General features: G+C 69.8%; 24 protein-coding genes and 1 pseudogene. 12 read left to right on the forward strand and 13 right to left on the reverse strand.

The annotated features are described in order from the left end of the window. The first annotated feature begins 85 nt into the window (after positions 1–85). The 3 genes from ACIBJG_RS12140 (at position 86) to ACIBJG_RS12150 (ending at position 4,208) form a co-directional block, all read left to right on the forward strand. Positions 86–1,084, forward strand: a complete 999-nt coding sequence (locus ACIBJG_RS12140; RefSeq protein WP_399307378.1) for a MarR family transcriptional regulator — start codon at positions 86–88, stop codon at positions 1,082–1,084. 318 nt (positions 1,085–1,402) lie between these two features. After that, positions 1,403–3,517 (forward strand): RNase A-like domain-containing protein, encoded by a 2,115-nt coding sequence (locus ACIBJG_RS12145; protein ID WP_399307380.1) that lies wholly within the window; start codon positions 1,403–1,405, stop codon positions 3,515–3,517. A 25-nt stretch (positions 3,518–3,542) separates the two neighbouring features. Next, positions 3,543–4,208, forward strand: a complete 666-nt coding sequence (locus ACIBJG_RS12150; RefSeq protein WP_399307382.1) for a contact-dependent growth inhibition system immunity protein — start codon at positions 3,543–3,545, stop codon at positions 4,206–4,208. Positions 4,209–4,278: 70 nt separating this feature from the next. Here the strand turns inward: ACIBJG_RS12150 and ACIBJG_RS12155 are convergent, their stop codons facing one another. Together ACIBJG_RS12155 and ACIBJG_RS12160 are read right to left on the reverse strand one after the other, a co-directional pair. Next, entirely contained in the window at positions 4,279–4,830 is a 552-nt protein-coding gene (locus ACIBJG_RS12155; RefSeq protein WP_399307384.1) for an ATP-binding protein, read from the reverse strand. Continuing rightward, complete coding sequence (locus tag ACIBJG_RS12160) at positions 4,827–5,045, reverse strand: hypothetical protein (RefSeq protein WP_399307386.1); 219 nt, start codon at positions 5,043–5,045, stop codon at positions 4,827–4,829. Before ACIBJG_RS12160 ends, ACIBJG_RS12155 begins: the two co-directional genes overlap by 4 nt. A 120-nt stretch (positions 5,046–5,165) precedes the next feature. Between ACIBJG_RS12160 and ACIBJG_RS12165 the strand changes: the two genes are divergently transcribed. Beyond that, a complete protein-coding gene (locus ACIBJG_RS12165; RefSeq protein WP_399307388.1) occupies positions 5,166–6,047 on the forward strand; it encodes a helix-turn-helix domain-containing protein in 882 nt (293 codons plus the stop codon). Beyond that, the gene (locus tag ACIBJG_RS12170) at positions 6,019–6,201 is read left to right on the forward strand and encodes a DUF397 domain-containing protein (RefSeq protein WP_399307390.1); all 183 of its coding nucleotides are present in this window, start codon (positions 6,019–6,021) and stop codon (positions 6,199–6,201) included. The genes ACIBJG_RS12165 and ACIBJG_RS12170 overlap by 29 nt, the downstream gene beginning before the upstream one ends. A gap of 18 nt (positions 6,202–6,219) precedes the next feature. On the opposite strand, the gene ACIBJG_RS12175 is transcribed toward ACIBJG_RS12170, so the two are convergent. After that, positions 6,220–6,648 (reverse strand): nucleoside deaminase, encoded by a 429-nt coding sequence (locus tag ACIBJG_RS12175; protein ID WP_399307392.1) that lies wholly within the window; start codon positions 6,646–6,648, stop codon positions 6,220–6,222. Further along, positions 6,645–7,496: an LLM class flavin-dependent oxidoreductase gene (locus ACIBJG_RS12180; RefSeq protein ID WP_399307394.1), complete on the reverse strand. Its 852-nt coding sequence runs from the start codon at positions 7,494–7,496 to the stop codon at positions 6,645–6,647. The genes ACIBJG_RS12175 and ACIBJG_RS12180 overlap by 4 nt, the downstream gene beginning before the upstream one ends. Positions 7,497–7,590: 94 nt before the next feature. On the opposite strand from ACIBJG_RS12180, the gene ACIBJG_RS12185 reads away from it, so the two are divergent. From ACIBJG_RS12185 to ACIBJG_RS12200, 4 genes are all read left to right on the forward strand, one after another. Further along, entirely contained in the window at positions 7,591–8,064 is a 474-nt protein-coding gene (locus ACIBJG_RS12185; RefSeq protein ID WP_399307396.1) for an Lrp/AsnC family transcriptional regulator, read from the forward strand. 66 nt (positions 8,065–8,130) lie between these two features. Further along, complete coding sequence (locus tag ACIBJG_RS12190; RefSeq protein ID WP_399307398.1) at positions 8,131–8,463, forward strand: hypothetical protein; 333 nt, start codon at positions 8,131–8,133, stop codon at positions 8,461–8,463. A 539-nt stretch (positions 8,464–9,002) separates the two neighbouring features. Next, entirely contained in the window at positions 9,003–10,031 is a 1,029-nt protein-coding gene (locus tag ACIBJG_RS12195; RefSeq protein ID WP_399307400.1) for a ricin-type beta-trefoil lectin domain protein, read from the forward strand. 275 nt (positions 10,032–10,306) lie between these two features. Then, complete coding sequence (locus ACIBJG_RS12200) at positions 10,307–11,068, forward strand: lysostaphin resistance A-like protein (RefSeq protein WP_399307402.1); 762 nt, start codon at positions 10,307–10,309, stop codon at positions 11,066–11,068. A 161-nt stretch (positions 11,069–11,229) separates the two neighbouring features. On the opposite strand, the gene ACIBJG_RS12205 is transcribed toward ACIBJG_RS12200, so the two are convergent. From ACIBJG_RS12205 to ACIBJG_RS12220, 4 genes are all read right to left on the reverse strand, one after another. Next, the gene (locus ACIBJG_RS12205) at positions 11,230–11,478 is read right to left on the reverse strand and encodes a hypothetical protein (protein ID WP_399307404.1); all 249 of its coding nucleotides are present in this window, start codon (positions 11,476–11,478) and stop codon (positions 11,230–11,232) included. A gap of 88 nt (positions 11,479–11,566) precedes the next feature. Continuing rightward, the gene (locus ACIBJG_RS12210; RefSeq protein ID WP_399307406.1) at positions 11,567–12,472 is read right to left on the reverse strand and encodes an SDR family oxidoreductase; all 906 of its coding nucleotides are present in this window, start codon (positions 12,470–12,472) and stop codon (positions 11,567–11,569) included. Further along, positions 12,469–13,422 carry an alpha/beta fold hydrolase gene (locus ACIBJG_RS12215; RefSeq protein WP_399307408.1) on the reverse strand — a complete coding sequence of 318 codons (954 nt, stop codon included), beginning with the start codon at positions 13,420–13,422 and terminating at the stop codon, positions 12,469–12,471. Before ACIBJG_RS12215 ends, ACIBJG_RS12210 begins: the two co-directional genes overlap by 4 nt. Further along, positions 13,419–14,945: a flavin-containing monooxygenase gene (locus tag ACIBJG_RS12220; RefSeq protein ID WP_399307410.1), complete on the reverse strand. Its 1,527-nt coding sequence runs from the start codon at positions 14,943–14,945 to the stop codon at positions 13,419–13,421. Before ACIBJG_RS12220 ends, ACIBJG_RS12215 begins: the two co-directional genes overlap by 4 nt. Before the next feature lie 193 nt (positions 14,946–15,138). Between ACIBJG_RS12220 and ACIBJG_RS12225 the strand changes: the two genes are divergently transcribed. Next, the gene (locus tag ACIBJG_RS12225; protein ID WP_399307637.1) at positions 15,139–15,777 is read left to right on the forward strand and encodes a MerR family transcriptional regulator; all 639 of its coding nucleotides are present in this window, start codon (positions 15,139–15,141) and stop codon (positions 15,775–15,777) included. A gap of 4 nt (positions 15,778–15,781) precedes the next feature. Here ACIBJG_RS12225 and ACIBJG_RS12230 read toward each other — a convergent pair whose 3' ends face one another. Further along, positions 15,782–16,597 carry an exodeoxyribonuclease III gene (locus ACIBJG_RS12230; RefSeq protein WP_399307412.1) on the reverse strand — a complete coding sequence of 272 codons (816 nt, stop codon included), beginning with the start codon at positions 16,595–16,597 and terminating at the stop codon, positions 15,782–15,784. 49 nt (positions 16,598–16,646) lie between these two features. On the opposite strand from ACIBJG_RS12230, the gene ACIBJG_RS12235 reads away from it, so the two are divergent. Further along, the gene (locus ACIBJG_RS12235) at positions 16,647–17,129 is read left to right on the forward strand and encodes a GNAT family N-acetyltransferase (protein WP_399307414.1); all 483 of its coding nucleotides are present in this window, start codon (positions 16,647–16,649) and stop codon (positions 17,127–17,129) included. A gap of 49 nt (positions 17,130–17,178) precedes the next feature. Here the strand turns inward: ACIBJG_RS12235 and ACIBJG_RS12240 are convergent, their stop codons facing one another. The 3 genes from ACIBJG_RS12240 to ACIBJG_RS12250 all read right to left on the reverse strand — a co-directional run bounded on the left by ACIBJG_RS12240 (position 17,179) and on the right by ACIBJG_RS12250 (position 20,097). Then, positions 17,179–17,973, reverse strand: coding sequence for an SAM-dependent methyltransferase (locus tag ACIBJG_RS12240; protein ID WP_399307416.1), 795 nt, complete (start codon positions 17,971–17,973; stop codon positions 17,179–17,181). Positions 17,974–18,198: 225 nt separating this feature from the next. Then, entirely contained in the window at positions 18,199–18,795 is a 597-nt protein-coding gene (locus ACIBJG_RS12245) for a GNAT family N-acetyltransferase (RefSeq protein WP_399307418.1), read from the reverse strand. A gap of 144 nt (positions 18,796–18,939) precedes the next feature. Next, positions 18,940–20,097: a nuclear transport factor 2 family protein gene (locus tag ACIBJG_RS12250; protein ID WP_399307419.1), complete on the reverse strand. Its 1,158-nt coding sequence runs from the start codon at positions 20,095–20,097 to the stop codon at positions 18,940–18,942. Between the two features lie 95 nt (positions 20,098–20,192). On the opposite strand from ACIBJG_RS12250, the pseudogene ACIBJG_RS12255 reads away from it, so the two are divergent. Next, positions 20,193–21,092: pseudogene (locus ACIBJG_RS12255) on the forward strand (LysR family transcriptional regulator); the annotation flags it as partial. Between the two features lie 116 nt (positions 21,093–21,208). On the opposite strand, the gene ACIBJG_RS12260 reads toward ACIBJG_RS12255, so the two are convergent. Beyond that, a complete protein-coding gene (locus ACIBJG_RS12260; RefSeq protein WP_399307420.1) occupies positions 21,209–21,766 on the reverse strand; it encodes an ArsR/SmtB family transcription factor in 558 nt (185 codons plus the stop codon). Positions 21,767–21,780: the final 14 nt, after the last annotated feature.

A 21,780-nucleotide genomic window follows, 5' to 3' on the forward strand; every position in this document is an offset into this window, starting at 1 on the left:
GTGCCCACGACGTAGCGACCCCGACGCGGTGTTGATGCACCGGCCGGGGTCTCACCCAAGATCGACCGCAAAGAAAGACGATCTCGTGGCTACCCCGAACCTTAGCTCTGCCCTGCCGACACCCGCAGTCCCGGCTCCGGCCCCGTGCCCAAAGGCCAGCCCCGGCTACGGCAAGCGTTCCGTCCCGGACCAGTGCCCGCCCCGAGCCGACGACTTCGCGTTCCTCCCGGAGCGGGAGCGGTACATCGCCGCATACGTCGACACGCTCCCCGAGGGCGCCGCGATGAACATCAAGTCGCTCGCCAAGCAGCAACCCCTGTACGGGCAGATGGCCATCGGCAGCGCGCTGCGGGCCCTGGGCGTGGCCGGTCACCTGCGCCAGGCGCGGTGCGCGGTCGGCGACGGCGACACCCTGCGCTGGGTCACCCGTACCTTCTGGTCGCGGACGGCCCGCGACAACGAGTGGTGGAACACCTTCCTCACCGCCGAGGCGAGCCACCGCCTACTGCAACCGGTGATCACATCGGCCACGCCCCCACCGCCGTGGGTCCCGGCCGAGCCCGCAGCCCCCGCCGCATCCGAGGAGCCCGCGCCCACCCCGCTCGTACCGCAGCAGCGCACCTCCCCGGGCGACGCGTCACCCGCCTACCTCGCCCTGACCCGGCTGGGGCCCACCGACAAACGCCTGGGCCTCTCCGAGGACGACTGCCGAGAGCTGGAGGAGCTGGCCGCCGAGTGGTTCGCACGCGGTGCGGACGCCGACTACCTCGTCCACACCGTCACCGCAGGACTGCCCGCGACCGTGGACTCGCCCCTCGGCTTCGTCAGGAAGCGCCTCGTCACCAAGCTCCCGCCCCACCGATCCGCCGCCCCGGCACCCGTACCGCCGGGCACTTCAACGCCCCGCCTGATGGTCGAGTGCACCGACTGCGGCGCACCCGGCAAGGCCGAAGCATTCCGCGACGGCCTGTGCGGGCCCTGCCGCCAGCCCGCCGATGCCCCTGCCGCGGAACCGGGCCCGGACATCGAGCGCAACGTCCAGGCTCACGTGACGCGGCTTCGCGAACAGCTGAAGCTGCGCTGACGACGTCCCGCCCACCCGCCGGCTGACGAGGCAACAGTCAGCCGGGACCCGAAGTCAGAACAGAGCGCTCACGGATGGCACCTGGATTGACCACACCGCCGCCAGTGGCGGACTGCCCCGCCCTCTGCAAACTGCACTACAACGCGGCGTCGACTCCCGCGAGAGAGTCGAAAGGACTCAAACCAGACCATCTCACTTACCTCGGCGCGGAGTTGCCTCCGCCCCCTTGTTCGACACCCAGCCACGCGTCTAACATGATGTTCGCTTTTGCGAATTTCAAACGCGCTTCGAAGGTCGGGGGTGGGCATGACGGTGGTGATGGCAGCTGCTGCTGTCTGGGGTGTGCTTCAACTGTTCGCACTGGCATGGCCTGCGCGCTCCGTAAGACTTTCGACAGTGCTGCTGGCCTTCGCGGTGGGGGTGTACGGGTGCGGTGTGGCGACGGCTCTACTCCAGCTCACCTACACCCGCCTGTATGCGGACCAGTCCGGACAGCCCCTGACCGAGGTGGTGGGGTCCTCCAGCTACACGGTTGCACCCTGGCTGGAGGAACTGATCAAGGTCTCCCCCCTGTTGCTGGCCGGCCTCTACACCAAGGTCCGCAGACAGTGGGGGCTCACCGACTTCGTCGTGCTGGGCGCCGGGCTCGGGGCCGGTTTCGGCCTGCTGGAGGCCGTGCTCCGGTACGGCTTGGAACCAGACCGCGCGATCCCGCGCGAAGGCGGCGGGTGGATGATCCCGGACAGCCTCTTCCCGCCGTACATCCCAGGTCCGGCGCAGGTGTTCACCGCCTGGCTGCCCGGCCCCACCGGCCAGTCGGCCATCGTCGGGCCACAGGTCGCCGAAACCTTCTCCCATCTCGTGTGGACAGCTTTGGCAGGACTGGGCGTCGGCTTGCTGTGGCGAACCCGGGGTTGGGCACGCGTGCTGGCGGCGCTACCGGTGGCAGCCGCGTCCGCGCACCACGCGGTGAACAACTACGCCGCCGAGAAATCCACAGAACAGGCCGAGCAATGGCTGGAGACGCTGAACGAGCTCGCCTGGGCCGCCCCCCTGCTGTGCCTGGCCATCGCCATGACCATCGATGTGTACCAACTACACAGCGGCAAACGCACCGTTCCGGGAGTGCTGACGACCGCCGAGCGCGCTGACGGCGACTCGGCCGCCGCAATGCTCCGCTACGCGTCCTGGCGCCCGCGATGGACTCTGCTCGTCGCTCTTCGCTACATCCGGCTGCGCCGCTCCCTGCTGTACGCCGCCGCTCTCTCACCTCCGCACGAGACCGAGCCGCTACGCGAGGCAGTCGCCCGGATCACCGAACAGATGGACGCCACCGACCGGCAGAGTGCGTGGCGCCCCGAAGAGATACGAAAGCACCTCAAGGTCGCCCGGGCCGGCACTTCCGAGCGTAGATGGCTGCTCCTCATCCCGTGCATGCTCATACTCCCCGGACTGCTCTTCCTGGGCGTCGGCTCGTTCAAGTCCACTGCCCAACTCCAGGATTACTTCACCACCGGCAACGGCCCAAAGATCCTGATGGGCTTCGGAATCGCGGCCCTGGCCTGGATCACCTGGCAACTGATCACCCTGCTCCGCGCCTGGCAGCCGACCTCGATCCAGCCTCACGGTGAACCCCTGGCCGCGCACCGCTTCCGCATCGCCACGGCCCTGGGAGGAGCCACCACCGGCCTTCTGCTCCTCTACCGAGGACTCGGCGACGCCGGCCCCGCCGGAAAGGCCATCCCTACGCTCCACCTGCTCGAAGCCCTCGACAACTTTCTGGTCTACCTCGGCTTCGCCCTCCTCCTGTTCTCCCTCCTCGCCCTGTTCCCGCCCGGCGGTCTCGCCCTTGCCGGCGTCGGAGCAGTCGGCGCCGTCACGGCCGAAGCCGCCATCAATGCCGCTCTACTCGGTACCTCCGGCATCGTCCTCATGACCGCAGGCGCGAGCGACGGCCTTTCCAACGTCGTCGGTTCTCCAGAGACGCCGACCCAGAACGCGTGGCCGCGCAGCAAGCGGAAGGGACCGGTCAAACCCAAGCACCGGGCTGACGTCAAGGGGGATGAGGGCAAGAACGGATCCCACACCCTCAAGCGTCACGTCCAGAAGACAACCCGGGACATGCGCAACCGCCTGCGAAACGAACCCCGACTCGACGCCGACTCCCGATTCCTGAGTGATGCGGACGCCCAACGCTTCGCGGACGAGACCTTGCTGCGCAACCAGAGAAAGATCGACAACTGGCTGCAGGGCAAGAGGACGAAACTTGATTTGGAGGCGTCCTTCGACGAGACCACAGGACTCCGCTTGACACGCTCAGGCTTCAAACACGGCGGCTCACCCCAAGAGGTGAGGTCGGTTCGTGTCATTCTGAAGCGGGACCTCAATGCACCAGCGGGTTTCCGGATTCTGACCTCGTACCCCACGCCCTGACGCGAGACCTGAACGGAGCCCTCACATGACATCATCCCCCAGCCCTGGATCTCGCTTCCACGAGGTCCAGGAACTCCTGGCGGCGTACGCGGCGCACACCTACACGTTCACCGACACCTCTGAGACCCCTGGACCGGCACTGTCCGCGTACCTCAGAATCGCTTCCGCGGACCCGGAGAGGGCGGCTACCGCCGTACATCAACTCGACGACATTCTCCGGACCGGCCTGCATTCCCCTGAGATCGCGAACGAGATCGCACTGTTCCCAGAGATCGAACCATCATCGGGCCGCAGCGTTGAGGACTGCCTCCGCATCATCCGTGAACATCTGGTCCGCCAACTCCAAAACTCCGCCCGGAAAAGCTGGACGCTGCCACGAACCGCGTGGGAGTGCCGAGAACGCTTCCCCGAACTGAACCAGTTCCTAGGCGCCTATTTCCATCAAGACTTCTCTGATGAGTACACGTCCTACAGCGAGGCCATCGACGACTACCTGTCAGGAGCATCGGAATCCGACTTGGACCAACTTCTTCGAGACATCACGGAGCTGCTCGCCATGGCCAAGACAGACAGAGACCTCAAGAAGACTGCCTCAATCCTGGGCCTGGACGTGTCACCGCCGCCAGGAATCAGTCTCCGGCAGTGGCTCAACGACGTAGCGAAGGTCGTTTATCTCCAGCAGAACAAGTGACGTTACCTGGCCGCCGCTGTCCACCCAGCACCTGAACCCGATGCCATCGGCCGCAACGAATCCAGCCAGATCACCCGGTCAACCCGGAGTTGAGAGTGATCTGGGCGGCTACACATGTGCGCAAGGCCGTCCCGGCCACATCCGCCGCGCCCACTTCGCTCTCATCTCCCCGATGACTTCGGCACCGGGAGGGGAACGGGTCCGGGCGGCAGCTGGAAGCAGCCCACTCGACGTCGGGGTGCTGGACGGGCGCCCGCAGCTCGCACCACACCGCCTTCCCGTACGGTCCCTGCTCCACGCCCCACCGCAGCGACAGCGCGTCCACGAGCAGCAGCCCGCGCCCCGACTCGTCGCCGCTGCCGGTTGAGCGGAGCACCGGCCAGACGCCCGGCGCCGGGTCGCTCAACTCGACCCGGACGCGACCGGTGTGCGTGCCGCTGACCCGGAGCGTGACGGGAACCCCCTCGCCGAGATGCACGATCACGTTGGACAGCAACTCACTGACGCAGAGCGTCAGATCACTTACATCCACGCCCGCGAACCGCGCCCGCAGCATCCGCCGGACCTCCGGTACGGCCTTCGGTACGGCAAGGAGGTCGACCGCGAGCGGCAGCACGGTCATCCGGCTTCCGCCGGTCGCAGCGCCTCGGCCAGCCGGCGTGCGGTGGCCGCGTTGCAGTTGCCGAGCGCGATCAGCGGTGGCCGGGTCGTGCGCGCGGCAAGAGTCAGGGGGTCGACGCCGAGCGAGGGGAGGGTGATGCCGTGCGTGGTGAGCGCGGCACGGAGGGCGTCGATCGCCGCGCCGATGTCGTACGTGACGTCCTGCGAGTCGTCCATGAGGGGCCCGTACACCTTTCGTTGCTGACTGTGACGAACACCTCACACGCTGCCGTACGGACCTCTACCGTGAAAGGGGTTTCCGCTCCACAGAGCACAGCGCGAAAGGCGGTCGGCAGGGTGGCCACACGCAAGGAGATCGACGGATCGGCGGGAGTCCCGCAGTTCTACGGGAAGGAGCTGCGCTTCAAGAGGGAGGAAGCGGGCCTGACCCTGGAGAAGCTGGCGGACGGCAGCTTCTTCGGCATCACGTACCTGAGCGAGATCGAGCACGGGCATCGGCGGATGCCGGTGGAACTGGCGCAGCATGTGGACCGGGTGCTGGGGACGGACGGGTTCTTCGAACGGCGTTGTGAAGACGTGCGGGAAGCACGCCGCAAGGGCCATGCCCAGTACTTTGAGCGCGTTCTGGAGACGGAGAAGCAGGCGCTGACGATCGGGCAGTGGTCGCCCACCGTCATTCCCGGCCTGGTGCAAACGGAGGCGTACATTCGCGAGCTCTTCCGGGCCGAACGCGTGCCGGGCCTTCCCGAAGAGACGGATGTGATGGTCCGTGCCAGGCTCCAACGGGCCCAACACCTACTGGAAAGGGGCAATCCGGAGTATTGGATCGTCATGCCCGAGACCTTGCTCTGGCAACCGGTCCTGCCGCCGCCGCAGATGGCTGAACAGCTTGAACATGTGGCAGCTCTCACCAGAAGCGGACGGATCATTTTGCAGATCGTTCCGTGGAACACGGGGGCCCACGCCCTCATGTACAACAACGCCATGCTGCTGGACTTCGCGGACGCGCCTCCGCTCTTCTACACCGAAGGGCAGTACCACGGGAACACGATCGACGATCCGGGGATCGTCAAGCAGTATCGGAGGTCCTACGATCTACTCAGGGCCGCCGCCGAGTCGCCGGACTCATCCCTGGCAGTGCTCGAAGCATCGACAGAGGACTATCGAAATGGTGCGCACCCCACTCGACTTGTACGGCGCAGACTGGCGGAGGAGTAGCCACAGCAACGCCAATGGCGGCGACTGCCTCGAGGTCGCCGAAGGCCACCCCGGCCTCGTCCCCGTACGCGACTCCAAGCGCCCCCACGGCCCCGTGCTCATCGTGAACACAGCCGCATGGACGCCCTTCGTCGAGGCGGTCAAGGCGCCCTGACCGCCGGACGAGCGGTGGTCAGCCGTAGTACGGCTCCATCACCGCCCGCGCCTCCTCCAGCAGCGCCGGACCCTCCTGCGGCACGGGCCGGCGGCCGTTGCCCGGCCTGATGTCCAGGAGCTGTTCGCCGGAGAGGGCGAACACCACGCGCCGCAGGCCCGCCTGCTGGATGACCGCCGCGCACATCGTGCAGGGCTCGCAGCTGGTGTACATCGTGGTGGCCGCCGCCGTGACCGCGTCGAGTTCCCTCGCCGCCCATCGCGCGAGCTTCAGTTCCGGGTGCGCGGTGATGTCCCGGTCGGTGAGCGTCGTGTTGCGGTCCTCCGCCAGGACCGTCCCGTCCGGGGCCGCCAGCAGCGAGCCGAACGGCGGGTTTCCGCTCTCGCGTGCCTCGGCCGCGAGAGCGATGGCGCGCCGCAGGAGGGCGTGGTCGCCGGGCGTGGTCATGACTGCTCCTTCAGGTTCAGGTGCGCGGCCACCGTGGCGAGTGCCTGCCGGGCCGGCTGCGGGTGACGGGTCTCGTGGGGGTCGCCGTTGTACGGGTCGAGGACGACCGTGTCGGCGCCCAGCAGCCGCAGTTGGTCGAGATCGTCCATGATCTGGTCGAACGTGCCCTCACCGGCGAGGCGTTCCGGGCCATCGACCGGTGCCGTGGTGGGCCGGAGCACGATCCGGGGAGCGAAGGCGGGCACCGGAAGGCCCTGTTCGTACGCGGCCGACTTCAGCCGGTCCGCCGCCTCCCGGAGCCAGGGCATCGTGCACCGCAGCGGATGCCAGGCGTCGCCGAGCCGCACCGCCCGGCGTAGGCCCGCATCGCTGTTGCCGCCCACCCATACCGGGATCTTCCCGGTTCCGTACGCGGCCGTGTCGGCCCAGGCCGCCCGCAGGTCCCGCAGGGCGGCGTCGGTCAGTCGTCCCCGCTGCTCGAAGGGGAGGCCGAGGGCGGCGAACTCCTGCCGTGCCCAGCCGATCCCGACGCCGAGGACGAGACGGCCGCCGCTCAGGTCGTTCAGGTTGGCCGCCATCCGGGCGGTGAGCAGCGGGTGCCGGTAGGGGGCGATGAGGACCGTCGTGCCGAGCCGGATCCGGGTGGTGCGGCCGGCCAGCCAGGACAGGGTGGTGAAGGGCTCGTAGAAGGGGGCCGGATACTGCTCGGCGACGTCGGGCGTGATGGCGATGTGGTCGGAGACCATCAGCAGGTCGAAGCCCAGTCCCTCCACGGTCTGGGCCCAGCTGTGCAGGACTCCGGGGTCGGTTCCGGGTCCGAAATTGAGGACGTTCACACCGATCTTCACCCAGTCGAGCCTAGCCAGGCCATACGGTCCGGCAGAAGAGATTCCTGCCTGTCCAGGCGCAGTTCACCCGTGGATCCCCCGGTAGTCTGCGCGAATGGCCGAGAATCTTGATGCGACCGACTGGGCGATCCTCGACGAGCTCCAGCGCGACGGCAGGCTCGCCTTCACGGAGCTGGCCCGGCGGGTGAACCTGAGCGCGTCGGCGACGACGGAGCGGGTGCGTCGGCTGGAGGCGGTCGGAGTCGTCACGGGGTATCGCGCGGAAGTGGATCTGGAGCGGGCCGGATATGTGGCCCTGGCGGTCGTCCGGCTGAAGTACCCGGGGAGCCGGCACGAGCCGTTGCACCGGATGCTGGATGCGCGTCCGGAGATCCTGGAGTGCCTGCGTACCACCGGGGACGACTGTTACGTCCTGAAGGTGGCGGCCACATCGATGGCGCACCTGGAGGAAATCGTCGACGCGCTGGCCGAGTTCGGGAGCACGACCACCAACCTCGTCTTCAGCCGGACCCTGCCGCCCCGCGGCCCGCGAGAGCCCCGTGCTCTGCCTTCGAAGGCATCAACGTGACGCCGCCTATGTCTCCGGTCCTACGATCAAGCTCTACGGCCCGTTCGAGACCCACGTGGGGGCGCAATGTCAGAGGTCGCTCAGTGGCTCAAGGACTGGCATGCCGCCCATGAACACGAACTCCGCTCCCGTGGGATCGGCTCTGCGGTGAAGTTGCCGGTCCCCGGAATCCCGTCCCGGGGACGGCCGAAGGCCACGGCGGTGAAGCTCACGCTGGAATCGGGCGAGCGCACGGGGATGGTGTCCCTGTGGGAGTCGGGGGCCACTTCGCTGCTCTTCATCGACACCGGCACCGAGCACACCTGGCAGGACCACCCGGTGCTCACCTCGGAACACGACCTGCCACGGATCCTGGCGCCTCTCGTGAAGCTGGTCGAAGCAGCTGCCGGAGGCAGCTGAAGGGACCGGCCGGTACGTACGGCACCCGCGCCCGCACGATCTGACTGCCGCCCTCCTCGCTGACTGCGAAACGATGCGGTCGTCCGCACGGGCGAGCCGCCGCCATCCCGGCCCCTTCTGCTGGACAGCGGAGCGAACACGGTCTCCCTGGTCGAGGACCAGCACCACTACCGGCCGGAGCCGCACAGCCACCAGGCGGCCTTCGGCGCCTGCCACCGGTACGGCCGACGTCTCGGCGTGACGAGCCCTGTCCTCCCGACGAAATCGGACCCGGCCGAAGTTCGTACGACATATCGCGAACCGTTCCCGCCAACTCACCGTCTATCAAGCGGCGTGTTCACCTTCCTTCTGCAGGGTGTGCGGCGATTGGATAGGGATTGATCCACTGCACTCCTCCTCACGCGCCCCGAGGGCCTCTGCCCTCCGGGAAAGCGCTGTATGAACCGCCTGCCGAAGCAGGGGGAGGCATGCGCTGTTGGTCGCCTTCTCGTTCCGAGCACTCCTCAGGGCTCGACCTCATATTCAGGGAGCACAACCGAATGTCAGAGCTGCCGAAGCGAAACGTCTCCAGATCCGACAGCTCACGGCCGGCCAAGCCCCTTCGAAGCAACGATGCGCTGAACCTCGATTCCGCCCGTGCCGCACTCGCTCGCGCCATCGCGGCGCAGCGCGCCGAGAGCACCGAGGGCGGCGAGACCGAGGCGGGACGGAGCGCACCGGCGCAGGGGCGCACCGAGCCCGGACTCCCGCGGTCCTCCGCAGAGTCGGTGTCCGCTCATGAGATACCGGCGGCTGCTTCCCCCCGTCGCTGGGCGTTCCTGCGACGGAGGTGGGTTCTGGCTACGGCCGCCGCCGTGGCGGTCGCCGCGGTCGTCGCGGGGGTGGCCGTCACGGTCGGCGGGGGCTCCGACAGCTCCGGCCGGCGGGCCGACGCGCCCGCCGAAGGGCTCGTGGAGTCCGACAGCGAGTACGAGGGAGCCGGGGGGCAGTCACTCCTGCCGGGAGCTCCGACGGCGGAGCAATCAGCATCCCCCTCCGTCACCCCGTCCGTCGCCTCCTCTCCGTCATCGGGCAAGAGCGCCCAGGCCACGCCCCACCCGGGCAGAAGCACTGCCGCCACGGGGTCCGGCTCGTCGTCGGCCACGGGCGCCCCCGCTACGGGCAGCGCCACGAAGCCGGGCAGCGACAACGCCGGCGGCTCAACCACGGTGAAGGGCGTCGCTCTGGCCGTCCAGGCCTCGGGCAAGTGCCTGACCGGTGCCGGTTCGGGAGCGCAACTTCTGGCATCCGCCTGCGGAGGTTCGGCCGGCCAGTCCTGGAGTCCCCAGCCCGACGGCAGTCTGCGCCAGGGCGGCCTCTGCGTGACCGTCACCGGAACCGAGGACCGGACCCCGGTCGTCCTGGCCACCTGCGACCGGTCCTCCGTCCAGCGCGTCAGCCTTTCCGGTACGGCGCTGGTGTCCGCGTCCACCGGCAAATGCCTGGATCTCTTCGGAGGCGCGAGCGGCACCCAGATCGTGCTCTGGGAATGCAACGGCCGTGACAACCAGCACTGGACCGCCTCCTGACCGCCGCGCGGAGGACAGCCCGGACGCTCCGCGTCACACCGTGAACGCCTCGCCCTTCGCGGTGGCCGTCGCCCCGTTGTCCCCCGGCAGAGCTACGCGAACTGTCCACTCACGGGTGATTCGCAGACGCCGCCGCTCTCATAGCGTTCATGGCAGGCCGCCGGAAGGCGCGCGGCCGATGGCATACGGAGATCACCTTGAATACGGCTCACATCGCGTCGCCCCCACCCACAGGCCGGGAGGGTAGCCACTTCCTCCGGTACCCCCTCGTCTGGATGCTGATCGGCATAGTCGGGGTGGGCCTGGCGTCCAGCCTGGCGTCGGTCGGTGGGGTCGTCGCCATCGTGGGCGCGGTCGTGGCAGTTGGCATCTACTGGGCGGTCATGCACTACGTCGCCCGGCGGAGCACGCCGGAGATCGCGAAGCCGGGAGCCGTGACACAGACGCTGTCCGGTGCCGCGATCGGCTTCGGGTTCATCACCGTGTCGATGCTCATGCTCATCACCGAGTTCTCGTTCGACGAACGGCCCGGTAACGGCCTGTCGATCGTGGCGAGCATGGCCGCGATGTCGCTCGGCGCCGCCGTGACCGAGGAACTGCTCTTCCGCGGCCTCGCCCTCCAGGCACTGGAAAAGCTGTGCGGCAGCTGGGCGGCTCTGACGACCACCGCGGTGCTGTTCGGCGGACTGCACATGGCCAACCCCGGCGCCACGCTGTGGAGTTCACTCGCGATCGCCGTCGAGGCCGGCGTCCTCCTCGGCGCCGCGTTCCTGTGGAAGCGCAACATCTGGTTCGCCGTGGGGCTGCACTTCGCCTGGAACACCGCCCTCGGCCTGATCGGCATCCCCGTCTCCGGCCACGCCTCCGAGGGCCTGATGACCACCACTCCGGACGGCCCCGACCTGCTGACCGGTGGAGACTTCGGCCTGGAGGCGTCGATCGTGCCCGTCATCGTCAGCCTGCTGATCGCGATTCCCATGCTCATCGCCGCCCGCCGGCGCGGAAACATCGTGCCCATGCCCCGCGGGCGCCGCTGAACACCCGCCGCCCGTCACCCGACGGACGCGCGCTGCGGCACGGGCTCAGGCCGAGCCCGCCCCGCAGCGCGCCGCATCCGCCACGCGGAAGGGGCGCGCCCGGTCGGAACCGGGCGCGCCCCTCACCATGTGACGCGGAGAACGCGTCTGTCGTGCGTACGTCAGTGGTCGAAGCGCTCACGCATGTCGTCCGCCGCACCCTGGGCCTTGTCACGACCCTGCTCGGACGCCTGGCGGGCCCGGTCGGACGCGTCCTGGCGACGGTCCTGGCCCTGACCCTGGCGCTCGCCCTGGCCCTGGCCCTGGCCCTGGCCCTGGCGCTGGCCTTCGCCCTTGCCGCCCTTCATCTTCTTCTGACCCTGGTCGGCAAGCTCCTGCGCCTTGTCCTTGAACTGGTCGGCGATGCCCATGCTGTTCACTCCTATGTGGGGGTGCGTGGGGGTGGCCCCTGTGGGGCCTCGACCAGAGTTACACGATGGGACATTCATCGCATTTCGATCACTTACGCTGCGTATCCGACGCCGCCCGCGATGCCCGTTCGTCCTGGTCAGCCGCACCCCCGGCACCCACGAGGCCCTTGCCGACGCCCTCCAGTCGGGGGCCGAAGCGCTTCATCTCCCGCTGACCGACCGCGGCGATCAGGCTCGGCAGGTAGCCGCGTACGGACTGCATCCCGCGCAACCACCACTGGGCGTACACATGCGCCGAGCGCCGCTCGATACCGGCCACGATGCGGTCGACGGCCGGACCCAGCGGGTATGTCCGGTTGGACGGCCACGGCAGCCGCTGGCGCAGCTCCCGCATCACGTCGTCCTCGTCCGCGCCACGCACCATGTCCGTGTCGGTCCAGGAGAGGTAGCCGACGCCGACCTTCACGCCCCGGTAGCCGACCTCCGCCCGCAGGCTGTGCGCGAACGCCTCCACGCCCGACTTGGAGGCGCAGTACGCCGTCATCATCGGCGCGGGGGTGATCGCGGCGAGCGAGGCGATCTGGAGGAAGTAGCCGCGGCTCTCCATCAGGACCGGCAGGAACGCCCGGCCGGTGACCGCGCCGCCGATCAGGTTGACCTCGATGACCCGCCGCCAGGCCACCGGGTCGGAGTCGACGAACGGCCCGCCCGTGGCGACACCCGCGTTGGCGACGACGATGTCGATCTTCCCGAAGCGTTCCTTGACCTCCTGCGCGACCCGCGCCATCGCCTCGTGGTCGGTGACGTCCGCGTGCCAGTGGTCGCTGTCCCCGTGCAGCCGCTCGGAGACCTTCTTCAGCTCGTCCGGCTCCAGGCCGACGAGCGCCAGCTTCGCCCCGCGCGCCGAGAGCTTGCGCGCCAGCAGCTCACCCACGCCGCGCGCCGCGCCCGTGACGACGACGACCTGTCCTTCGAGACTGCGCCTGCCGCTCATACGACCTCCTCCTTGCTCTCGGCCTTGCCTTCGCCATCCTTCGTGCCCCGTACCGGGAGGTACGCGGTCACCAGTTCACGGATCTTCGCCGTGACGACCTCCGGCGCCTCGACCGGCGTCATGTGGCCCATGCCCGTCAGCTCGGTGAGGCCGAGACAGTCGGGCAGCGCCGCCGCGATCGCCCGGGCGTGGACGGGCGGGGTCAGCCGGTCGTCCGTACCCGCGATCACCGCGGTGGGCACCCGCAACTCCCGTACGCCCTCGTCGAGATCGAGGTCCGCGAGCACGTGCCCCCAGGCGACCCGGGCCGCTCGCGGGCAGTCGTGCACGATCCGTGCGCAGGCGTCGACCCGGCCCGGGGCCGAACCGGCTCCCATCGTCCCGTACTTGAGGATCCGCCGGGAGACCGGTGTGACCGGTCCGAGCGGCGCCCGCGCCCCGAGGATCGCACGCGTCATCCGGGTCCGCACGGCGCCGGGCCGCAGCGGCACGACCAGGGACTCCGCGATCAGCCGGGAGCTGCCCGTGCTGCACAGCAGCGCGGCGGCCGCGTGCTCGCGCAGCCCGGCCCGCCGCGAGGCGGACATGATCGTCATGCCGCCCATGGAGTGCCCGGCCAGGACGGCCTTCTCCCCCGGGGCGAGGGTGGCGGCGAGCACCGCTTCGAGGTCGTCGGCCAGCGCCTCGGTGCTGTATCCCGCGCGCCCCACCGACGGCGAGGCGCCGTGGCCACGCTGGTCGTAGGCGATGACGCGGTGGTCCACGGCGAGGTCGCGGATCTGGGCGTCCCAGAAGTGGGTGTTGCAGGTCCAGCCGTGGGCGAGGACCACGGCCGGGGCGCCGTCCTGTCCGTGCACCTCGACGTGGATGCGGGAGCCGTCGGCGGAGACGGCCATCAGTTCCCGTACGGGCAGCGGCCGGGGGTTCGCGTCGTGCAGCGGCCGGCTCATCCCGCCACCTCCTCGGTGACGGCGACGGCCTTCTTCGCGTCCCGTTGCGCGGGCACCCGTACGACCTCGTACTCCGCGAGATCTACGTTCCGCGTCACCCTGCGGAACTCGGCGGTGGTGCCGGGCCAGACCGTGGTGTTGCGGCCGTTGGCGTCCATGTACCAGCTGTCGCAGCCGCCGGTGTTCCAGACCGTGCGCTTCATGCGCTCCTGGACACGGCGGTTCCACGCGCCGACGGACGAGCGGCGCGCGTCGAGTGCGACACGGCCGCCCAGCACGTTCAACTGCCGCATGTAGTCGGCCATGTAGTTCAGCTGGGCCTCGATCATGAGGATCATCGAGGAGTTGCCGAGCCCGGTGTTGGGGCCGATGATCGTCATCCAGTTGGGGAAGCCGGCCGCGCTCGCACCACGCAACGCCTCCATGCCGTCCTTCCACGCCTCGGCGAGCGTGACGCCGTCCGCGCCCACCACTCGCTCGGCGATCGGCATGTCGGTGACGTGGAAGCCGGTGCCGAAGACGATGGCGTCGACCTCGGTCTCCGTACCGTCGGATGCCACGACCGTGGAGCCGCGCACCTCGCTCAGTCCGGAGGCGATCACGTCCACGTTGGGCTGGGCGAGCGCCGGGTAGTAGGCGCTGGAGAGCAGGATGCGCTTGCAGCCGATGCGGTACGAGGGGGTCAGCTTGGCCCTCAGCGCCGGGTCCTTGATCGCCCGCGCCATGTTGGACTTGGCTATCCGCTCCACCAGGCCCAGCTGGTCCGGGTGCTTGGTGAACGCGCCGACCTGCAACTCCCGTATGCCCCACAGCAGTCCGCGTCGTGCGGTGCCGGTGAAGGGGAGCGTGCGGTGCAGCCAGCGCTCGGCGCCGCTGATGGCGCGGTCCATGCGCGGCATGACCCACGGCGGGGTGCGCTGGAACAGCGTCAGCCTGCCCACTTCCGGCTGGATGGCCGGCACGATCTGGATCGCGGAGGCGCCGGTGCCGATCATCGCGACGCGCTTGCCGGCCAGGTCGGCGCCGTGGTCCCAGCGGGCGGAGTGGAAGACCTTGCCGGGGAAGTCGGCGAGCCCCGGGATGTCGGGCATCTTGGGGTCGGAGAGCGGACCGGTCGCGGAGACGACGACGTCGGCGACGACCGTCGTACCGTTCGCGCTCTCGATGACCCAGTTCAGCGCGTCGTTGTCCCAGCGCATCATCTTCACCTCGTGGTTCAGCCTGAGGTGCGGCCGGAGTCCGAAGGTGTCCGTGACGTGCTCCAGGTAGGCGCGTATGTGCTCCTGCCCGGAGAAGGTGCGCGGCCACTCGGGGTTGGGGGCGAACGAGAACGAGTAGAGGTGGGACGGTACGTCGCAGGCGCAGCCCGGGTAGCTGTTGTCGCGCCAGGTGCCACCGACCGAATCGGCCCGCTCCAGGATCACGAAATCGGTGATGCCTTCGCGGCGCAGCCGGACGGCGGCCCCAAGACCACCGAACCCGGATCCGATCACCGCCACGCGTACATGTTCGTGCTCGGCCATGCTGCTGCCTCCCGCGGTACGTCCACGACCCTGCCAGCAATCACTGGCATTGTTGGGAGAGTAGAGCAGCTTCGTACCGATGGGTAGGGGGCCGACGAAGGAAAGTTACCGGCGGTACAACAAGCAGCCCCCGTCACGGAGAGGCCGGTAGGGTGCGGATGTGGCAGAAGGACGCGAGCACCGTGAATACCGTATGGAGGAGCTGGCCAAGGAGGCCGGCATCCCCGTCCGGACCGTGCGCTTCTACCGGGAACGCGGCCTGATCTCGCCGCCCCGGCGCGAGGGCCGCATCGCCTGGTACGACGACCACCACCTGGCCCGTCTGCGCACCATCGCCGGTCTGCTGGAGCGCGGCCACACCCTCACCGGCATCGCCGACCTGGCCCGCACCTTCGAGAGCGGCCGCGACGTCGCCGAGGTGCTGGGCCTGGGCGAGCCGACCGAGGAGACCCCGGTCCGGCTCACACCGGAGCAGCTGGCGGACTACTTCAAGGACGAGTCCACGCCGGAGAACCTGGCGACAGCCATGGAACTGGGCTACCTCGGCACGGACGGCGACGAGATCGTGCACATCAGCCGCCGCCTGCTGGAGGTGTCGGCCGAGCTGGTGCGGGAGGGCGTCCCGCTCGCCACCGTCCTCGCCTCCGGCCGCCGCGTCCGCGAGCACGCGGACGCCCTGGCCGACCTCTTCGTGGCCACGCTGCGCGCCCACAGCACGGAGGCCGAACCGCCCCAACTGCGCCCGCTGGCCCGTGCGGTGGTGGACGCGGAACTCTCCATGGCCCTGGACCGGCGCCTGCGCCGCGACGCGCAGACGCCGGGACCGGCGTAGGGGCCTACTGCTCGTACACCACCGACACCGGCGCGTGGTCGCTCCAGCGCTCCGGGTGCGTGGCGGCTCGCTCGACCCACGCCTTCACCGCACGCGCGGCCAGGCCGGGCGTCGCCACCTGATAGTCGATGCGCCAACCCGTGTCGTTGTCGAATGCGCGCCCGCGGTAGGACCACCACGAGTACGGCCCCTCGACGTCAGGATGCAGGGCGCGTACGACGTCGACGTAAGCGGCCTCGTCGAAGACCCGGGTCAGCCACTCCCGCTCCTCGGGGAGGAAGCCGGAGCTCTTCCGGTTGGCCTTCCAGTTCTTGAGGTCGGCCTCCTGGTGCGCGATGTTCCAGTCCCCGCACACGACGACCTCGCGGCCCCCGGCGGCGGCCCGCGTCTTCAGGCCGGTGAGGTAGAGCAGGAAGGCCGCCATGAAACGCTCCTTCTCGTCCTGCCTCTCCGTGCCGACCTCGCCGGAGGGCAGGTACAGGCTCGCGACCGTGACGCCCGGCAGGTCGATCTCGACGTACCGGCCGCTCGCGTCGAACTCCTCGCTCCCCGCGCCCCCGAAGCCGCCGAAGCCGATCTGTACGCGCTCCGGCGCCCGGCGGGAGTAGAGCGAGACGCCGGCCCGGCCCTTGGCGGCGGCGGGTGCGTGGACGGTGTGCCAGCCCTCGGGCTCACGCACCTCTTCGGGCAGCTGCTGAGGCTCGGCCCGTACCTCCTGGAGGCAGATCACATCGGCGTCGGTCTGCGCCAGCCACTCGACGAAGCCCTTTTTCGCGGCGGCGCGGAGACCGTTTACGTTTACGGAGGTCACGGTGAGCATCCCGAAACGATACCGACCCAGCCACTCGCATACATGTACCATTCTCCGTATGAATATCCAGCAGCGCCCTTACGATCACCCCGACGCCGTGAAACTCAACGATCTCGTGCAGCTCGAGTACGCCGAGCGCTACGGGGACGAGGGCGACATCACACCACTGGACGCCACGATGTTCGACCCGCCGCACGGTCTGTACCTGCTCGCCTACGATCCGTCCGGCCGCCCGGTCGCCACCGGCGGCTGGCGCTCGCAGGAGCGCAACGAGGAGGGCTACTCGGACGGTGACGCCGAGCTCAAGCGGATGTTCGTGATAGCCGAGGGACGCGGGCAGGGCCTGGCCCGCCGCATCCTGGCCGCCCTGGAGGCCGACGCCCGCGCGGCGGGTCGCACCCGCATGGTGCTGGAGACCGGCGACCAGCAGCCCGAGGCGATCGCGCTGTACGTCTCCAGCGGCTACACGCCCTGCGAGAAGTTCGGCCACTACCGCACGTACGACAACAGCCGCTGCTTCGCGAAGCCGCTGCAGGGCTGAGGCTCCTCCCGCACGGGTGCGGTGCCTCAACCCGCCGTGAACCGGGTGATCACCGGACCACCCGCCCGACACCCACGTAGAAGCCACTGCGCGCGACGACCGGCGCCGGCTCCTCCCGGTACCACTCGGTCGCGGGAACGAGCCCCGGCTCGACGAGTTCAAGCCCCTCGAAGAACGGCTCGACCTCGGCACGCGTACGTATCCGCAGAGCGATGGCGCCCTTCTTGTACGCCGACTCGGTCTCCTGCTTCAGCTCCGGGTGCTGGTCCATGGTGCCGTGCGAGAGGACCAGGTAACTGCCGTTCGGCAGCGCGCCGACCAGGGTGCGGGTGATGCCGTACGGGTCCTGGTCGTCCGGCAGGAAGTGCATCAGCGCGATCAGTGAGAGCGCGATGGGCCGGTCGAAGTCCAGGAGCTGCACCGCCCGTTCGAGGATCGCCTCCGGGTCTCGCACATCGGCGTGCAGGTAGTCGGTGGCCCCTTCGGGATCGCTGACGAGAAGCGCCTCCGCGTGCCGCAGGACGATCGGGTCGTTGTCCGCGTACACGATCCGGGCCGTCGGCGTGATCGCCTGGACGATCTGGTGGAGGTTGGGCTCCGTGGGGATGCCGGTGCCGATGTCCAGGAACTGGTCGATCCCTTCGCGCGCCAGCCAGGCCGAGGCCCGGTGCATGAACGCCCGGTTCCGCGCGGCGTTCCCCCGCGTCTCCTCCGGCAGGGTCCGCGCGAACTGCCGGTCCGCCGGGTAGTTTTCCTTGCCGCCCAGGAACCAGTCGTAGACGCGGGCGGGGTGAGGCCTGCTGGTGTCGATCGGGGGCTGGGGTTCGGGTATACCTGCCGTCACTGGTCACTCCTCGATGCGGAGAACTTCACGAGCGGTAGACGCGTTCAGCCTAGGGCGTGTTTCGAAAGTAGCGCCGTCCGCCCGGAGGGCGGGCCGGGCGGCGTCTGGTGCGTGCGATCGCAAGGCGCCGGGAAGTCCTCGTAGCGGAGCTACTAGGACTTTTCGGCAACGCCGCGAGCGTGCGTGCCAGACGCCGCCCGGCAGGCGGGACTTTCGAAACACGCCCTAGGGCCTCTCGTCAAACTGCCGTCGTCGCCCGGAGGGCGGCCGCGCGGCGTCACGATCGCGGCGGGTCCGCACGCAGAAGCCACCCATCCCCGTCGTCGAACTCGACGCCGTGGAACGAAGGACCGCTCGCCACGGCAACGAATCCGAGCTCCCGGTGCAGGTCGAGCGAGGCACGGTTCCCGGCGGAGACGAAACACCGAACAGCCGGGCCCGGCCCCGGACCCAGTCCATGCGCCGCAGGGTCAGCAGCTTCGCTATGCCGCGACGCCGCCACGCAGGATCCACGGTGACACCGGTCAGGTAGTAGCCGGCCGGAGCATGGTCCACGGGATGCTCAGGAAGGAACGCCGCGTTCGCGTAGCCGACCGCTTCGCCGGACACCTTCGCGGTGATCACCAGGCTGCGCTCGGCGCTGCGCGCCCGGCTGATGCGCTCCGCCCACTCCTCCGCCTCGCCACCGCGCGCCCGTGCCTGCAGCGCCGCGAGCGCCGGCACGTCGTCGGCGGTCGCCTCCGCCACCACCGCGCGTGCCCGAGTACGCGGGCCGGCGAGGTACGGCACGTAGGCGGCGAACCGCGCGTCCTTCCTTGTCATGCCTTCTCCTTACCCATGCCCCGCCCCTTACCCATGCCCCCCGCCAGGACCCACCGGGGGCGCCTGAAGCGGGTCGGCGACGGCCTCCACGATCGCGGAGGCGCAGTGCGCGAACGGCTCCTGCCCCGATCACCTCCCCGCCGCTCAGGAGCGGCGGTGGTACGCCTTGTTGGCGATGCGCCAGGTCCCGTCGGCGCGTACCAGCAGGAACACGTCGGTGAAGGCGTCCGCGCCATGCGCGAGCTTCATGGTCGCGGTCGCGACGGTGCCGTGTACGTCGACGGCGTCGATGCGTCTGGAGCGGTTCGGTTCGTCCGGGGCCGGGCGGCCGGGGAAGAGCGCGCAGTACTCGTCCAGGGGCCACGAGACGAACACTCCGTCGCGGATTCCCTCGATGTGGGCGGTGGACAGGAACGCCTCGCGGAAGTGCGTGGGGTCGCCCGTGGCGTGTCCGCGGATGTAGGCGCGGAGCGGTTCGAGTACGGCGTCGTCCACGGCGGGGACCGTGGCCGCCACGGCGATGTCGGCCTCGGGGCCGGCCGGGGTGTCCGCCAGGTCGGCCGCACTGCGCAGCGGGGAGTGCGATGCGGCGGCCAGCAGCGCCATGTCCTTGGCCAGGGCGCCGATCGTGAACGTGGCCACGCCGACGGCTGCCGGGCCGGTGAGGAATGAGCGTTTACGGGTCACGAGCCCGCCCAGCAGGCCCAGTTCCAGGACGTCCAGCACCTGGGTGCGGGGCAGGCCGAGGGCGTCGGCCTGTTGGAGTGCGTCGCGTAGTGCGAGTACGGCGCCTGCGAGGCTGCTGTTGGCGATCAGCTTCAGCGCGGCGGCGGTGGGCGCGTCGGCGGCGTACCGCACCGTTCCCAGCGACTCCAGGACCGGCCGGACCCGGTCGCGCGTGTCCGGGCCTGCCGCGGCAAGGATCTGCAGGGTGCCTGCGGCGACAGCAGGTACGGAGCCGAGGACGGGCGCGTGGACGTAGGCCGGGCCGAGGCGCCCGGCCAGCTCCGCCGCTTCGGCGGGGGCGATGGTGCTGGTGTTCAGCACGATCGTGCCGGGCCGCAGCGAGTCGCGTACCTCGTCGAGGACCTGTCGGCAGGCCGGACCGTCGAACAGCGCCAGGAGCACCAGGTCTGCCTTGGCCACGGCGTCGTTCGGGTCGTCCGTCGTCCTGACGGCTTCCGGCGTACGCCCTGAACGTGTCCAGCCGACAACGTCCCGGCCCTGGGCGGCAAGCCGTGCCGCGATCGCGCCGCCCATGCGCCCCAGGCCGAGGACCGCGATCGTGTGTGGTGTGGTCATGCACGCCACAGTGGTGGGTGGCGATGGCTGCGACAAGCGCAGGTGCCGCGGGGCAGCCCTGCGGGACACGCATACCGCCAGCTCATACTGGTGCCATGGATCTGACGGTGTGGCGAAGTTTCGTGACCGTGTGCCGACTCGGATCGCTGTCGGCTGCGGCCGCCGAACTGCATCACACCCAGTCGGCCGTCTCCCGGCAGGTCGCGAACCTGGAGCGGCAGCTCGGGGCGCCCCTGCTGGAGCGCCACGCGCGCGGGGTGCGCCCGACCCCTGCCGGCGAGGTGTTCCGGCGCCATGCGCTCGTCACGCTCAACGAGGCCGACCGCGCGGTTCGCGCCGTACGGGACGTTCGTGACGGGGTGTCCGACCGGCCGCTGGCGGTGGGGGCGACACCTTCACTGGCCGCGGGGATCGTTCCCGAGGCGATCCGGGACCTGTTGCAGCACACCGGACCCCTCAGGTGGAGTCTGCTGCCCGGCCTGAGCGCGCAACTGCACCAGCGCGTGATCACCGGCGATCTCGACATCGCCGTCGTCACCGACGCACCGCCCGGAGTCCCCCATGACCCGCGGATCGACCGGCGGTTCCTCGGACTCGACGACATGGTCGTCGCCCTGCCCGTCGGCCATCCGCACGCCGGGCGCGGCCCCGTGGACATGCAGACGCTGGCCGAGGAGACGTGGGCCGAGGACAACGACGGCTCGGCGGCACTCCTGCGCCTGCACGCCGCCCGCGCCGGAGTCGGCGCCCGCATCGACCTCGCCGCGGCCGATCTGCCCGGCAAGCTGGCCCTGGTCGCGACCGGTCACGCCATCGCGCTGGTCCCCGGGGTGCTGGCGCGTGCGCTGCGCGGCGACGTCACGACCGTGGGCCTCGTCGATCCTCCGACCCGCGGCATCTACGCGATCGGGCCTCGCCGCGACCCCCACCCCTGCGCGGGCCTCCTCCTCGACCGGCTCGCCGCAGCCGTCGCGTCGGCCCGGCCGTCCGAGGCGGCGCGCACTCCAGCGGCCTCCGGCCAGGACACATACCCGGGCGACGTCACGGTTCACCCCGACCGCTCCGGCGGAACCGGTGGCGCCTGCGCCGATGGCGCCTGCGCCGGTGGCGCCTATGCCGATGGCGCCTGCGCCGGTGGTGCCTGTGCCGATGTCGGCGAAGCCTGCTGATAGAGCGCCACCAGCACACCGTGCACCGGCTGGTCCTCCGCGTCCTCCTCTGCCTCGTCGACCAGACGGGCGAGGGTCTCGCCGAGCTCTCTGGCCTTCGCCGGGCTGAGTCGTACATGGCGCAGAGTCAGGTTCTCGGCGGGTGAGCGGTCCAGTTCCTGGGCGACCGCGGCGAGCATCGCGGCGGTGCCTGCCGCCTGGGGTTCGGCGACGACCATGCGGCGGGCCGTCCGTTGGTAGTACTGCTCGGTGCCGCCACGCACCTTGCGGGTCTCGACGACGTGGACCAGCCCGGCTTCGCGAAGCACTTTGACGTGGTGGGCCACGTTGCCCTTCTTCGCATCGAGTTGCGCCGCAAGCCGGCTGATGGTCGCAGGGCTGTGCCCCAGCGCGAAGAGCAGCCGCTGACGCAACGGGTGGGCGAGCGCCGCGAACTGCTCAGGCGCACCGATCTCCTGGACGTCCTCGGAGGGTGGCGGGTGGGAAGGCTGATCGCGCATAAAGAAAGTGTCTA

Source organism: Streptomyces sp. NPDC050422, assembly GCF_044458665.1.
Lineage (GTDB): Bacteria > Actinomycetota > Actinomycetes > Streptomycetales > Streptomycetaceae > Streptomyces.

What these genes read in the sequence shown, in the direction of transcription:
- ACIBJG_RS12195 (WP_399307400.1), top strand. Translation starts at nt 9,003, where the DNA reads ATGTCAGAGCTGCCGAAGCGAAACGTCTCCAGATCCGACAGCTCACGG.
- ACIBJG_RS12235 (WP_399307414.1), top strand. Translation starts at nt 16,647, where the DNA reads ATGAATATCCAGCAGCGCCCTTACGATCACCCCGACGCCGTGAAACTC.
- ACIBJG_RS12150 (WP_399307382.1), top strand. Translation starts at nt 3,543, where the DNA reads ATGACATCATCCCCCAGCCCTGGATCTCGCTTCCACGAGGTCCAGGAA.
- ACIBJG_RS12175 (WP_399307392.1), bottom strand. Translation starts at nt 6,648, where the DNA reads ATGACCACGCCCGGCGACCACGCCCTCCTGCGGCGCGCCATCGCTCTC.
- ACIBJG_RS12200 (WP_399307402.1), top strand. Translation starts at nt 10,307, where the DNA reads ATGCTGATCGGCATAGTCGGGGTGGGCCTGGCGTCCAGCCTGGCGTCG.
- ACIBJG_RS12190 (WP_399307398.1), top strand. Translation starts at nt 8,131, where the DNA reads ATGTCAGAGGTCGCTCAGTGGCTCAAGGACTGGCATGCCGCCCATGAA.
- ACIBJG_RS12260 (WP_399307420.1), bottom strand. Translation starts at nt 21,766, where the DNA reads ATGCGCGATCAGCCTTCCCACCCGCCACCCTCCGAGGACGTCCAGGAG.
- ACIBJG_RS12160 (WP_399307386.1), bottom strand. Translation starts at nt 5,045, where the DNA reads ATGGACGACTCGCAGGACGTCACGTACGACATCGGCGCGGCGATCGAC.
- ACIBJG_RS12155 (WP_399307384.1), bottom strand. Translation starts at nt 4,830, where the DNA reads ATGACCGTGCTGCCGCTCGCGGTCGACCTCCTTGCCGTACCGAAGGCC.
- ACIBJG_RS12205 (WP_399307404.1), bottom strand. Translation starts at nt 11,478, where the DNA reads ATGGGCATCGCCGACCAGTTCAAGGACAAGGCGCAGGAGCTTGCCGAC.
- ACIBJG_RS12245 (WP_399307418.1), bottom strand. Translation starts at nt 18,795, where the DNA reads ATGACAAGGAAGGACGCGCGGTTCGCCGCCTACGTGCCGTACCTCGCC.
- ACIBJG_RS12145 (WP_399307380.1), top strand. Translation starts at nt 1,403, where the DNA reads ATGGCAGCTGCTGCTGTCTGGGGTGTGCTTCAACTGTTCGCACTGGCA.
- ACIBJG_RS12225 (WP_399307637.1), top strand. Translation starts at nt 15,139, where the DNA reads ATGGAGGAGCTGGCCAAGGAGGCCGGCATCCCCGTCCGGACCGTGCGC.
- ACIBJG_RS12210 (WP_399307406.1), bottom strand. Translation starts at nt 12,472, where the DNA reads ATGAGCGGCAGGCGCAGTCTCGAAGGACAGGTCGTCGTCGTCACGGGC.
- ACIBJG_RS12220 (WP_399307410.1), bottom strand. Translation starts at nt 14,945, where the DNA reads ATGGCCGAGCACGAACATGTACGCGTGGCGGTGATCGGATCCGGGTTC.
- ACIBJG_RS12185 (WP_399307396.1), top strand. Translation starts at nt 7,591, where the DNA reads ATGGCCGAGAATCTTGATGCGACCGACTGGGCGATCCTCGACGAGCTC.
- ACIBJG_RS12215 (WP_399307408.1), bottom strand. Translation starts at nt 13,422, where the DNA reads ATGAGCCGGCCGCTGCACGACGCGAACCCCCGGCCGCTGCCCGTACGG.
- ACIBJG_RS12230 (WP_399307412.1), bottom strand. Translation starts at nt 16,597, where the DNA reads ATGCTCACCGTGACCTCCGTAAACGTAAACGGTCTCCGCGCCGCCGCG.
- ACIBJG_RS12250 (WP_399307419.1), bottom strand. Translation starts at nt 20,097, where the DNA reads ATGACCACACCACACACGATCGCGGTCCTCGGCCTGGGGCGCATGGGC.